This window comes from Nocardiopsis sp. iso_40, assembly GCF_056173285.1.
The window spans coordinates 1,591,841-1,604,431 of record NZ_CM149666.1; the positions used below are offsets into that span (position 1 = coordinate 1,591,841).

A 12,591-nucleotide genomic window follows, 5' to 3' on the forward strand; every position below is an offset into this window, starting at 1 on the left:
AGTGATGCGTGTATAACCCAAAGTAGTCGACTGGCTTCTTCGAGTGGTTCTCGGGGGTGGGGCATGGCTTCGGGAGCGGGGCGGGGGCATGGACGCCGCGGTGTCACGGCGCTCTCCGCGCTGCTCGCGGCGGTGGGGCTGGCGGTGCCGGGCGCGGCCGATGACGGGGCGAGCACGGGCGGGGGAGTGGTACACCTGGCCAACGTCCCCAAGCCCCAGGTCCTGACCTCGGCCTTCAACTCGGACCTGGCCTTCACGGGTGACTACGCGATCGGCGGCAACTACGACGGCTTCGTCGTCTACGACATCTCCGAACCAGCTTCTCCGGTCGTGGCGGCCACGGTGCTGTGCCCCGGCGGTCAGGGCGACGTCTCGGTCAGCGGGGACCTGCTCTACTTCTCCGTGGACTACCCCCGGGCGGGCGACGAGTGCGGGGCACCCGCCGTGCCCACCACCGATCCCGACGGGTTCGAGGGCATCCGGATCTTCGACATCTCGGACAAGGCCAACCCGCAGTACGTCGCCGCCGTGCGCACCGACTGCGGTTCCCACACCAACACCCTGGTGCCCGGCGCGGACGGCAGCAGCGACGTGGTCTACGTGTCCTCCTACTCGCCCTCGCCGGACTTCCCGAACTGCCAGCCGCCGCACGACGGGATCTCCGTCATCGAGGTGCCGCACGAGGACCCGGCCTCCGCCGCCGTGGTCGGCGAGCCGGTCCTGTTCCCGGACGGCGGCCACGCCACGACCACCGGATGCCACGACATCACCGCCTACCCGGAGCGGGGGCTGGCCGCCGCGGCCTGTCTGGGTGACGGGGTGCTGCTCGACATCTCCGACCCGCTCGCCCCGGTGGTCGTCGAACGCGTCCGGGACGGGAACTTCGCCTTCTGGCACTCCGCCACGTTCACCAACGACGCGGCCCACGTGCTCTTCACCGACGAGCTCGGTGGCGGGAGCGCGGCCACCTGTAACGAGGAGACCGGCCCGGAGCGGGGCGCCGACGCGGTGTACTCGCTGGACCTTTCCGGGGACAGCCACGAGCTGCAATTTCGGAGCTACTACAAATTGCCACGTCATCAGTCCGAAACAGAGAACTGTGTGGCGCACAACGGTTCGCTGATCCCCGTCCCCGGGGAGGACCTCTTCGTGCAGTCCTGGTACCAGGGCGGCGTCTCGGTCATCGACCTCACCGACCCCGACCGGCCCGCGGAGGTCGGCCACTTCGACCGGGGCCCGGTCGACCCGGACGGCCTGCGCACGGCCGGATCCTGGTCGGCCTACTACTACAACGGCCACGTCTACTCCTCCGACATCGAGCGGGGGCTGGACGTGCTCGAACTCACCGGTCCCCGGTTCGAGGGGGCCGGGGAGCCGGTCCTGGACGAGTTCAACCCGCAGTCACAGCCGGTGCTCCGGACGGAGGAGCAGTGACCGGCGCCGCGGTCCGCGGCCGACGAAGCGCTCGGAGCGCGATGCCGGACGAACCCTAGGCACTGTGCGTAGTCAGATCGGGTCAGCTCTACACCGTGTTAACAGCCATCTTTCTTTTGTTTCCCTCTATACATATTGATGTTGAACTGTGTACGTTCTTCCTGTTTCGCTCCATTCGGAATCAGGAGTACACATGGCGTCATCCCCCGTCCGTCCCGTCCCCAGACGCCCCTCGTACCGACGCGGTCCAGCCGGCCTCGCCCTCGCCTTCGCCACCGTCCTGACCACGGGACTCCTCGGTCCGGCCACAGCCTCGGCGGACCAGGCCCCCTTCGAGAGCGACGCCGACACCAGCGACAACGTCACCCATGTGACCAACGTCCCGAAGTCCGAGGCCATGGACGCCTTCAACTCGGACCTGGCCTTCACGGGTGACTACGCGATCGGCGGCAACTACAACGGCTTCGTCGTCTACGACATCTCCGAACCCGAGGACCCCCGGATCGTCTCCGAGGTGCTGTGCCCCGGCGGCCAGGGCGACGTCTCGGTCAGCGGGGACCTGCTCTACTTCTCCGTGGACTACCCCCGGGCCGGTGACGAGTGCGGCGCGCCCTCCGTGCCCACCACCGACCCCGACGGGTTCGAGGGCATCCGGGTCTTCGACATCTCGGACAAGGCCAACCCGCAGTACGTCGCCGCCGTGCGCACCGACTGCGGTTCCCACACCAACACCCTGGTGCCCGGCAAGGACGGCGAGTACGACTACGTGTACGTGTCCTCGTACTCGCCCTCGTCGCGGTTCCCGAACTGCCAGCCGCCGCACGACAAGATCTCCGTCATCGAGATCCCCGTCGACAACCCCGCCGAGGCGGCCCTGGTCAACGATCCGGTCCTGTTCCCCGAGGGCGGGAACCGGAGCACCAGCGGGTGCCACGACATCACCGCCTACCCGGAGAAGGACATCGCCGCGGGCGCCTGCATGGGCGACGGCATCATGATGGACATCTCCGACCCCGCGCACCCCGTCGTCACCGACGTGGTCCGGGACGAGAACTTCGCCTTCTGGCACTCCGCCACCTTCACCAACGACGCCGACACGGTCATCTTCACCGACGAGCTCGGCGGCGGTGGCGGCGCTATCTGCACCGAGGAGTACGGCCCCGAGCGCGGCGCCAACGCCCTCTACAGCGTCGACGGTTCCAAGGACGACCCCGGGCTCGCCTTCGAGAGCTACTACAAGATCCCGCGCCCGCAGAGCGAGACCGAGAACTGCGTGGCGCACAACGGTTCGCTGATCCCGGTCCCGGGCCGGAACTACTTCGTGCAGTCCTGGTACCAGGGCGGCGTCTCGGTGATCGACTTCAACGACCCGGAGAACCCCCGCGAGATCGGTTACTTCGACCGGGCCCCGATCAACGAGGACAGGCTGGTGCTCGGCGGATCCTGGTCGGCCTACTACTACAACGGCCACGTCTACTCCTCCGACATCAGCCGCGGCCTGGACGTGCTGAAGCTGACCGACCCGCGGATGCGCGTGGCGGAGCGAGTCACCTACGACGAGTTCAACCCGCAGTCCCAGCCCAGCTACCGCCCCGGAAACGGGCACGGACGCTGACCACGAATCCCTCCCGGTGGCTCCTCCTGGGGAGTCAGGGCAAACGGGAGGGACCGGGGCCGCGGCCACACGGCCGCGGCCCCGCCGCCCATCACCCCCGGACCCCCTCGCCCCCCGAACACGATCAGGAGAGACCATGCCCGAAGCTCCCCCGACACGGGCCGGACGCCGCCTGCGCGGAGCGACCACGGTCGCGCTGACCGCGTCGGCCACCCTGCTCGCCGGGCTCCTCGGCTCGGCGGCGGCCCACGCCGACACGCCCCCCGCCGACAGTGTCAGCAGCGACAACGTCGAGCACGTCGCGAACGTCCCCAAGCCCGAGGCGATCAGCAACACCAACTCGGACCTTGCGTTCACGGGTGACTACGCGATCGGCGGCAACTACGACGGTTTCGTCGTCTACGACATCTCCGAACCCGAGGACCCCCGGATCGTCTCCGAGGTGCTGTGCCCCGGCGGCCAGGGCGACGTCTCGGTCAGCGGGGACCTGCTGTACTTCGCGGTGGACTACCCCCGGGCGGGCGACGAGTGCGGCGCGCCCGCCACCTCCAGCACCGATCCCGACGGGTTCGAGGGCATCCGGGTCTTCGACATCTCGGACAAGGCCAACCCGCAGTACGTCGCCGCCGTGCGCACCGACTGCGGTTCCCACACACTGACCCCGGTACCGGGCAAGGACGGCGTGCACGACTACGTGTACGTGTCCTCGTACTCGCCCTCGTCGCGGTTCCCGAACTGCCAGCCGCCGCACGACAAGATCTCCGTCATCGAGGTCCCGTTGGACGACCCGGCCTCCGCCGAGGTCGTCGACGCACCGGTGCTCTTCCCCGAGGGCGGGAACCGCGGCACCAGCGGGTGCCACGACATCACCGCCTACCCGGAGAAGGACATCGCCGCGGGCGCCTGCATGGGCGACGGCATCATGATGGACATCTCCGACCCGGCGGCTCCGGTCGTGACCGAGGTGGTCCGGGACGAGAACTTCGCCTTCTGGCACTCGGCGACCTTCACCAACGACGCCGGGACCGTCCTGTTCACCGACGAGCTCGGCGGCGGTGGTGCCCCCACCTGTACCGAGGAGATCGGCCCCGAGCGCGGCGCCAACGCCGTCTACACGCTTGAGGAAACCGCTGACGGCCACAACCTGGAGTTCGCCAGCTACTTCAAGATCGACCGGCACCAGGGCGACCAGGTGTGCGTGGCGCACAACGGTTCGCTGATCCCGGTCCCGGGCCGGAACTACTTCGTGCAGTCCTGGTACCAGGGCGGTATCTCGGTGATCGACTTCAACGACCCGGAGAACCCCCGCGAGATCGGCTACTTCGACGCCGACTCCCGGGTCGACCCGGGAGTCCAGGACAACGACACCTGGTCGACGTACTACTACAACGGCTACGTGTACTCCTCCGACATCGTGCGGGGGCTGGACGTGCTGAAGCTGACCGACCCGCGGATGCGCGTGGCCGAGCGTGTCACCTACGACGAGTTCAACCCGCAGACCCAGACCAGCTACCGGCCCGGCAACCGGTAGGGGACGAGCCCGCCGAAGCGCCGCGGGGGCCGGAGGCGACCGTCATCCGGCCCCCGTGACAAGCGCGGGTTCGAGGACCGCCCAGCGTCCGTCCGGGGGCGGCCCCCGCACGGATCAGGTGAAGAGGTCCTCGGGGCGTTCCACCGTCACGGCAGCGGGAACCCATTTCGCCAGGGTCTCCAGGTCCGTGCAGTCCTCGATCCGCTCACGAACCTTGCCGGAGACGTCGAAACCCCGCGCCTCCAGAACCGAGATCACACTCCGTACCGCGAGAGCTCGCCCTTCCTCTCGCCCTTCTTCACGCCCTTCCTCTCGGCCGATTCCGACGTACTTGCGGGCGAAGTCGCTCTGCCACTCGTAGGTCTCCACAGCCATCAAGCTCTCCAGCTCCTTCCGAGCGGCCTCGTTGAGGCCGGACAGCACATAGTCATAATAAAACGCCCTGTTCGCCTCGGGCGTGGAATCCAGGGCCTCGATCACCGCGTCCAGAGTGCGGTGGTCGGTGTTTCCGTGGGCGTGGGCCGACAGCACCGCCAGCTCGGGGAGAGCGCGGGCTTGTTCCTTCTGCGCGATGACCGGCATCCGGGTCGGCCCGATGGTGAGCGGAACCAGATCGAACCCCGGGTGGCCGGTCCGGATCGGTTGGGCGCACCAGCGGGCCATGGCATCGCTCGGGCACAGGACCAGCAGCACCGTCGGGCACTCCAGCCGGACATGGAGGGTGATCAGGTAGGCGGGCCAACTGCGCCGTTTGTCCCTGTCATGGCCGTTTTGGCGTTCGACCACCACCGCCATCACGTTCTCGGTGCCGTCGCGCAGCACGACGGCACCGTCGCTGTTGAACTCCTTGGGATCGCAGTTGGTCAGTGCCGAACTGGTGTTGAGTACCTCGGTGTGTCGGGGCACATCACAACCGAGGGAGTTCAGCGTGTCTTAGCGAGGAATCCCGGGGCTTCAGCCCCGGGAGGAATCGCCCCCAAGACTAGGTAGAGCGCCGCTCGATCCCTGGAGCACCGGGACCGGGACGTTTCTGGTTCTCGATGTACTCCCGCACGATCGACATCGGCGCCCCACCACACGAGCCGACGAAATAGGACGGCGACCAGAAGTGTCCGTGCGTGCTGGCACGGTTGACCCGTCCGGTGAACTCCTGACGAAGCCTGCGAGCGGACACACCCTTGAGCGAGCCGACCAGGCGAGACAACGCGACCTTGGGCGGGTAGTGCACCAGCAGGTGGACGTGGTCAATCTCGCCGTTGAACTCGCGCAGTTGCGCCCCGAAGTCGGCACACACCTCGCGCATGATCTCCTCGCATCGGGTGAGCAGGGCGTCGTCGAACACACCCCGGCGGTCCTTCGGTGTGAAGACCAAGTGCGCGTGGAGGTTGTAGACGACGCTTCTTCCCCTGCGTACATCGGGTTCTTGTTCCCATCGCGGTGACATAGATCAATGCTGCGATGCGGTGGTGTCCACGATCGTGGTGCAGCTCAAGCTCACGTCTTCGCCCGGACAGGCGGCGGCGCTTGAGGCAACCCTGCACACGGTCAACGAGCAGGCCAACCGTGTTTCCCGGATCGCCCACAGCGAAGGTGCCCACCGCAACTACGCGCTGCGCAAGCTCGTCTACGCCGACGTGCGCGCGGCCGGTGTCGGATCCCAAGCAGCGCAGCACGTCGTCAAGAAGGTCGCCGACGCCTACACGACGTTCAAGGCCAACCTGAAGGCCGGGAACTATGGAAAACCCGGGTCGAAGCGGCGCAAGCGCGTCGAGGAAAAACCGATCGTCTTCCGGTCGGACGCCGCACAGCCCTACGACCAGAGGAACCTTTCCTTCTGTGTGGACGCCCGCACGATCTCGTTGTGGACTGTCCGGGGACGGTTGAAGGACGTGCCCTTCGCTTGCTCACCTGATGCGGCCAAGGCCTTGGGCGAGCACAAGCGTGGAGAGTCCGATTTGCTGTATCGGGACGGCGTGTGGTTCCTGTCCGTCACGCTCACCGTGCCCGACGACGAGGAGTATGACCCGGAGGGATTCCTGGGTGTGGATCTGGGGATCGTCAACATCGCCACCACCAGTGATGGCCGTGTCATGGCCGGGCGCAAGCTCAACCGGTACCGCAGGCGGCAGCAGCGTCTACGCCAGAAGTTGCAGGCCAAGGGCACCACGTCCGCCAAACGTGTGTTGAAGCGGCAGCGATGCAGGGAATCACGCGTTGCCAAGGACGCCAACCACTGCATCTCCAAACGCATCGTGGCCGAGGCTGAACGCACCTCGCGCGGGATCGCCCTGGAAGATCTTTCGGGCATCCGGCAGAGGGTACGGCTTCGCAAGCCCCAACGGGTCACGTTGCACTCCTGGGCGTTCGCCCAGCTCGGGAGCTTTATCGTCTACAAGGCCAGGCGGGCGGGTGTGCCCGTGGTGTTCGTGGATCCGGCGTACACGTCCCAGACGTGTAGCTGGTGCGAGTACCGCGAGAAGGGCAACCGCATCAGTCAGGACTCCTTTGTCTGCCGGTCGTGCGGCGTCGTTGCGCACGCCGACCGGAACGCTTCCCGCAACATCGCCTACCGTGGTGGGGTTGTATGGAACGCGGGGCGGAAGTCACACGTCCCACCCGGATTCTAGGATCGGGGTAAGACGCGGTGGACGTTCCTGGCAGCCAGTCAGGTGTTCAACCGCAAGCTCGGTCCTTCAGGGCCGAGAAGCTGACCAATGCCGGGGCCATGGCGGGTTGGTTCTGGACGAGCCGCAGCGGGATCTCGTGCTCGCGTGTGGGCATGCGGTTCCTTGGAGCTCGGGGACGGCCGAACGCACGTATCGACGCGGGTGTTCAGCCGCCGAGGGGACGACCAAGCGTGGTCATGCCGACTCGTCCCCAGCCGCGCGGGCCTTTTGCGGACTACGGGTCGCGGGGTGTGAAGCCTATGCTCGATCGGCGTTGAACAACCGGTCGGTGGGGGCGTCCAGGACCTCCAGCACGCGGCCGGTGAAGTAGACCGTGCCCAGGGCGAGCACCCGTGCGCCCAGGGCGGCGACGGCAGCGGGTGAGAGCTCCTCGGCCTCCATCCGGCCCCAGTGGGCGGGCAGACCGTGGTCGAAGCGCAGGTGGGCCTCGGGCAGCCGGACCGCAGTCACCGGCAGGTCCGCCAGGGCGGCCACCGCCCCGGACACGTCCTTGTGGTCGGGCAGGCACAGCAGGACGTGGTCCACACCGCCCCACAGACTTCTGGCGTGGGACAGGGCGGCGGTCACACCGACGCGGTCGATGGCTGAGTCCACCACCACCTCGGTGGTCGAGCCGGGCACGGTGTGCCGGGACAGCCGGGCGGGCAGGGTGACGGTCTCCAGGACGGAGTGGAGGCGTTCCGGGGGCGCCGCCGGGTGCCCGAGCAGTTCCAGTGCGCGTGCGGCGGCGGCCGTCCCCAGCACCCCCGAAGCCGCTGACAGCCCCGCCGGGCGCAGCTCCACCGGGGGCTCGGCGCCCTCGTCGGCGGGGTCCACCACCTCAGGGGCCAACCGGCCCCCGGTCGCCTCGGCCAGGGCCTGCTCCACCACGGGGGCCACCTCGGTGGTCTGCGGCAGCGTCACCAGGGCCCGGGTCCGTTCGGCGCTCACCACCCGGGTCTTCTCCCGGGCGATCTCGGTCACGGTGTCACCAAGGACACCGACATGCTCGGCAAAGACCATGCCAAGGGCCACGACCTCCGGGCCGAGCAGCCGCAACTCGTCGCGGTGGCCGCCCATCCCGGCCTCCAGGACGCACACGTCGGCGCCCACCGCCCGGGCGTGCAGCAGCCCGGTCACCAGGAACAGGCCGCTCGGCGCCAGGTATCCGCCCTCCCGCTCCGCGGGCACGAGCTCCCGCCGGGCGGACTCGACCTGCCCGCCCAGCCGACGGAGTTCCCCGTCGCTCACGGACACTCCGTCCACCCGGACCCGCTCCCGGTAGTTCCGGAAGCTCGGACCCGTCACCAGGACGGTCCGCAGCCCGGCCGCGGACAGCGCCGCGGCCGCGTACGTGGCCGTGCTCCCCTTGCCCTTGGAGCCGACCACCCCCAGAACCGGCGCCCGCGCGGAGTCCAGGCCGAGCCCGTGGAGCAGTGCGGCCGCGCGGTCCAGGCTCCGCACCTGGCCGGGACGGCGGTGCGTCCACTCGGAGAAGAAGGGGACGAGATCAGGGTCAAGGCTGGGCATACCCACAGTATGGTCCGGGTGATATCGCGCTTTGCACACCCGGACCGGCACCGGTGTCCAGGTGAGGCCGCGTACACTGGCGCGGGTGTACACCCCGACCACCGAGACGCCGTGAGCGGCGTGAGCGCCGACGAGCGCTACGCCGCGGTCACCGCGGAGATCCTCTCCCGCGCACCCGAGTCCGACATCGACCCTCGTCTGGACCGTGTCCGCACGGTCCTCGACCTCCTGGGCGACCCGCACCGCAACTTCCGGGTCATCCATGTCACCGGGACCAACGGCAAAACGTCCACAGCCCGAATGATCGACGCGCTCATGCGCGGCCGCGGCCTGCGCGTGGGCCGATACACCAGCCCCCACCTGCGAACGGTGCGCGAGCGCATCGTCGTCGACGGTGAGCCGGTCTCCCAGGAACAGTTCGTCGAGGCCTACGACGACATCCGGCCGTACCTGGAGATGGCCGACACGATGAGCGACGTGCGGTTGTCGTTCTTCGAGATCCTCACCGTCATGGCCTACGCCGTCTTCGCCGACGCCCCCGTGGACGTCGCCGTGGTGGAGGTCGGCATGGGCGGCAGGTGGGACGCCACCAACGTCGTCGACGGCGACGTCGCGGTCATCACGCCCGTCGGCATCGACCACACCGAGTACCTGCCCGACACCCTCGACGGCATCGCCGAGGAGAAGGCGGGCATCATCAAACCCCACTCCGTCACGGTCATGGCGCAGCAGCCGCTGCCCGCCGCGGAGGTCCTGGTCCGGCACGCCGCCGAGGTCGGGTCCACGGTGGCCCGGGAGGGTCTGGAGTTCGGGGTGACCTCCCGTGAGGTGGCGGTCGGCGGTCAGCAGATCGCCGTCAAGGGCCTCACCGGGAACTACGAGAACCTGTTCCTCCCCCTGTTCGGCGAGCACCAGGCCAGCAACGCCGCGGTCGCCGTGGCCGCGGTGGAGGCCTTCTCCGCGGCCGAGGACGCCGCCGGACTCGACCCCGAGATCGTCGGTGAGGCCCTGACGGGACTGGAGTCCCCGGGGCGGATGGAGGTCGTGCGGACCAGCCCGACCGTCATCGCCGACGCCGCACACAACCCGGCGGGGATGACCGCCACCGTCGCCGCCGTGCAGGAGGCCTTCTCCTTCTCGCGGCTGGTCGGCGTGGTAGCCGTCATGGCCGACAAGGACGTCGAGGGGATCCTGGACCCCCTGGAGCCGCTGCTCGACGAGATCGTCGTCACCCGCAACTCCTCACCGCGCTCCCTCGATCCGGAGCAGCTGTCCGTCCTCGCCCAGCAGATCTTCGGCGAGGACCGCGTACACGTGGCCCCCAGACTCGACGACGCCATCGACCGGGCCGTGGGCCTGGCCGAGGAGGGCGGCGAGTTCGGCGGGGTCGGTGTGCTGGTCACCGGATCGGTCGTCACCTCGGGTGACGCCGTCCACCTGCTGCGGGGCTCCGGGGAGTAGCGGGACAGACGAGCCACCTACGAAGGGAAACCGCCGTGCGCACACTCTGTGCCGTAGTCCTCGTGTTCGAGGTCATCGTGATCGGTCTTGCGATCCCCATCGCCATCAACCTGGAGGGCGCCGACCCGGCCCTGGCCGGGGGCGTCTGGGGCGGGATGGCCCTGGCCGCGCTGGTGCTCTCCGGGCTCCAGAAGCACACCTGGGCGCACTACGCCGCCTGGGGCCTGCAGGCCGCGTTCCTGTTCAGCTCCTTCATGGTCACCGGGGCGCTCCTGGTCGCGGTCGTTTTCGTGTCCCTGTGGATCACCGGGGTGATCCTGGGCCGCAGGGTCGACGAGGTCCGTGCGATGCACGCCTCGCGGGCCGACGCGGGGGAGGAGACCGGAACCCGGGGGGCGGCCGGGGCCGCGGAGACCGCCGGGGCCGCCGGAGGCGCCGGGCGGTCCTGAGCCGAGCGGTCGGTACCGGCGAGAACGCCGTGCCCACCGCGCTCCGGCGCCAAACGCGATAGTGTGACGCACGTCCGGGCAGGCGAACGGCCGGTCCCGCGGATGGCGGACCACACCCCTTCCCTCGCCTCCGACCCCCGGGCGCACACCCGTACACCCCACCGCGTGCGACCGCCACCGCGGGCGCAGGTCCGCGCGCGCCGCGCGGGGGGTCCCAGTGAGGAGTTGAAACGCACGTGGAGCGCACTCTCGTTCTCATCAAGCCCGACGGCGTCCGCCGCAGCATCGTCGGCGAGGTCATCTCGCGCATCGAGCGCAAGGGCCTGAACCTGGTCGCGATGGAGTTGCGCACGCTCGACGCCGACACCGCCAAGACGCACTACGAGGAGCACGCCTCGCGTCCGTTCTTCGGCTCGCTGGTGGAGTTCATCACCGGCGGACCGCTGGTCGCCATGGTGGTCGAGGGAGAGCGCGCCATCGAGGCCTTCCGCGCCCTGGCCGGTGCCACCGACCCGGTCACCGCCGCTCCCGGCACGATCCGCGGCGACCTCGCGCTGGAGGTCCAGCAGAACATCGTGCACGGTTCGGACTCCACCTACTCCGCCGAGCGCGAGATCAAGCTGTTCTTCCCCGACCTGTAGGGGATTCGGGCCCGAGCGCCCTACCACCGGTGCCCCGGGGCGTCTGCCCCGGGGCACCGTACTTTTCTCACCATTCGTCCGGTGACGAGGCAACAATTCGGTGTGTTTGCGTAACTATCCAAGTGCCGACCGTTACGATGCGGAGGACTAGACACCTAACGTGTTGGAGTGACTACGCGTGGTCGTGCCGAATCTCCACGCCCGACACGGCGCCTCTGAGGACGTTACATGCCGAACAACCTTGCATTTCTCGGCCGGGACATGGCCGTAGACCTTGGTACCGCCAACACACTCGTCTACGTACGCGGACGCGGCATCGTCCTGAACGAGCCGTCGGTGGTCGCGCTCAACACCTCGACCGGCAAGATCGTGGCGGTCGGTATCGAGGCCAAGCAGATGATCGGCCGCACGCCGACCAACATCACCGCCATCCGCCCCCTCAAGGACGGCGTCATCGCCGACTTCGAGGTCACCGAGCGGATGCTGCGGTACTTCATCCAGAAGATCCACCGCCGCCGCCACTTCGCCAAACCCCGCATCATCGTCGCTGTCCCCAGCGGTATCACCTCGGTCGAGCACCGCGCGGTCAAGGAGGCGGGCTACCAGGCGGGGGCGCGCCGGGTGTACATCATCGAGGAGCCCATGGCCGCCGCCATCGGCGCCGGGCTGCCCGTCCACGAGCCCACCGGCAACATGGTGGTCGACATCGGCGGCGGCACCACCGAGGTGGCCGTCATCTCCATGGGCGGCATCGTCACCTCCCAGTCCATCCGGGTGGGCGGCGACGAGATCGACCAGGCCATCATGACCTTCGTCAAGAAGGAGTACTCCCTGATGGTCGGTGAGCGCACCGCCGAGGAGCTCAAGCTGGCCATCGGCTCCGCCTACCCGACGGGCACCGAGGAGCTCCAGGCGGAGGTGCGCGGCCGCGACCTCATCAGCGGCCTGCCCAAGACCATCGTCATGTCCGAGTCGGACGTGCGCCAGGCCATCGAGGAGCCGGTCACCGCCATCATCGACGCGGTCCGCACCAGCCTCGACAAGTGCCCGCCCGAACTGTCCGGCGACATCATGGACCGGGGGGTCGCGGTCACCGGCGGCGGGGCCCTGCTGCGCGGCCTCGACGACCGCCTTCTGCACGAGACCGGGATGCCCATCCACATCGCCGAGAACGCGCTCGACTCGGTCGCCGTCGGCTCCGGCACCTGCGTGGAGAACTACGAGCGACTGCACCAGGTCCTCGTCCCGGAACGGCGGCGCTGAC

11 protein-coding genes are annotated in these 12,591 nt (G+C 68.7%); 8 read left to right on the forward strand and 3 right to left on the reverse strand.

Annotation, left to right across the window (positions count from 1 at the left end):
* Positions 1-63: 63 nt before the first annotated feature.
* The 3 genes from AC0VYD_RS06980 (at position 64) to AC0VYD_RS06990 (ending at position 4,580) form a co-directional block, all read left to right on the forward strand.
* Entirely contained in the window at positions 64-1,434 is a 1,371-nt protein-coding gene (locus tag AC0VYD_RS06980; RefSeq protein ID WP_475479124.1) for an LVIVD repeat-containing protein, read from the forward strand.
* Between the two features lie 193 nt (positions 1,435-1,627).
* A complete protein-coding gene (locus AC0VYD_RS06985; RefSeq protein WP_475479125.1) occupies positions 1,628-3,049 on the forward strand; it encodes an LVIVD repeat-containing protein in 1,422 nt (473 codons plus the stop codon).
* 136 nt (positions 3,050-3,185) lie between these two features.
* Entirely contained in the window at positions 3,186-4,580 is a 1,395-nt protein-coding gene (locus tag AC0VYD_RS06990; RefSeq protein ID WP_475479126.1) for an LVIVD repeat-containing protein, read from the forward strand.
* A 114-nt stretch (positions 4,581-4,694) separates the two neighbouring features.
* Here the strand turns inward: AC0VYD_RS06990 and AC0VYD_RS06995 are convergent, their stop codons facing one another.
* Both AC0VYD_RS06995 and tnpA read right to left on the reverse strand, forming a co-directional pair.
* Complete coding sequence (locus tag AC0VYD_RS06995; RefSeq protein ID WP_475480208.1) at positions 4,695-5,507, reverse strand: hypothetical protein; 813 nt, start codon at positions 5,505-5,507, stop codon at positions 4,695-4,697.
* Positions 5,508-5,562: 55 nt separating this feature from the next.
* Entirely contained in the window at positions 5,563-6,024 is a 462-nt protein-coding gene (tnpA, locus tag AC0VYD_RS07000; RefSeq protein ID WP_475476157.1) for an IS200/IS605 family transposase, read from the reverse strand.
* 19 nt (positions 6,025-6,043) lie between these two features.
* Between tnpA and AC0VYD_RS07005 the strand changes: the two genes are divergently transcribed.
* The gene (locus AC0VYD_RS07005) at positions 6,044-7,207 is read left to right on the forward strand and encodes an RNA-guided endonuclease InsQ/TnpB family protein (RefSeq protein ID WP_475476156.1); all 1,164 of its coding nucleotides are present in this window, start codon (positions 6,044-6,046) and stop codon (positions 7,205-7,207) included.
* Between the two features lie 297 nt (positions 7,208-7,504).
* Here AC0VYD_RS07005 and AC0VYD_RS07010 read toward each other — a convergent pair whose 3' ends face one another.
* On the reverse strand, positions 7,505-8,776 hold the full coding sequence (locus AC0VYD_RS07010) for a hypothetical protein (RefSeq protein ID WP_475479127.1): 1,272 nt from the start codon (positions 8,774-8,776) through the stop codon (positions 7,505-7,507).
* Positions 8,777-8,887: 111 nt separating this feature from the next.
* Between AC0VYD_RS07010 and AC0VYD_RS07015 the strand changes: the two genes are divergently transcribed.
* The 4 genes from AC0VYD_RS07015 to mreB all read left to right on the forward strand — a co-directional run bounded on the left by AC0VYD_RS07015 (position 8,888) and on the right by mreB (position 12,590).
* Positions 8,888-10,237, forward strand: a complete 1,350-nt coding sequence (locus tag AC0VYD_RS07015; protein ID WP_475479128.1) for a bifunctional folylpolyglutamate synthase/dihydrofolate synthase — start codon at positions 8,888-8,890, stop codon at positions 10,235-10,237.
* Positions 10,238-10,272: 35 nt separating this feature from the next.
* On the forward strand, positions 10,273-10,686 hold the full coding sequence (locus AC0VYD_RS07020; protein ID WP_475479129.1) for a DUF4233 domain-containing protein: 414 nt from the start codon (positions 10,273-10,275) through the stop codon (positions 10,684-10,686).
* Positions 10,687-10,922: 236 nt separating this feature from the next.
* Positions 10,923-11,327 (forward strand): nucleoside-diphosphate kinase, encoded by a 405-nt coding sequence (gene ndk / locus AC0VYD_RS07025; RefSeq protein ID WP_475479130.1) that lies wholly within the window; start codon positions 10,923-10,925, stop codon positions 11,325-11,327.
* Positions 11,328-11,555: 228 nt separating this feature from the next.
* A complete protein-coding gene (gene mreB / locus AC0VYD_RS07030; protein ID WP_475479131.1) occupies positions 11,556-12,590 on the forward strand; it encodes a rod shape-determining protein MreB in 1,035 nt (344 codons plus the stop codon).
* The last annotated feature ends 1 nt before the right edge of the window (position 12,591 follow it).

What these genes read in the sequence shown, in the direction of transcription:
- AC0VYD_RS06980 (WP_475479124.1), top strand. Translation starts at nt 64, where the DNA reads ATGGCTTCGGGAGCGGGGCGGGGGCATGGACGCCGCGGTGTCACGGCG.
- AC0VYD_RS06985 (WP_475479125.1), top strand. Translation starts at nt 1,628, where the DNA reads ATGGCGTCATCCCCCGTCCGTCCCGTCCCCAGACGCCCCTCGTACCGA.
- AC0VYD_RS06990 (WP_475479126.1), top strand. Translation starts at nt 3,186, where the DNA reads ATGCCCGAAGCTCCCCCGACACGGGCCGGACGCCGCCTGCGCGGAGCG.
- tnpA (WP_475476157.1), bottom strand. Translation starts at nt 6,024, where the DNA reads ATGTCACCGCGATGGGAACAAGAACCCGATGTACGCAGGGGAAGAAGC.
- AC0VYD_RS07010 (WP_475479127.1), bottom strand. Translation starts at nt 8,776, where the DNA reads ATGCCCAGCCTTGACCCTGATCTCGTCCCCTTCTTCTCCGAGTGGACG.
- mreB (WP_475479131.1), top strand. Translation starts at nt 11,556, where the DNA reads ATGCCGAACAACCTTGCATTTCTCGGCCGGGACATGGCCGTAGACCTT.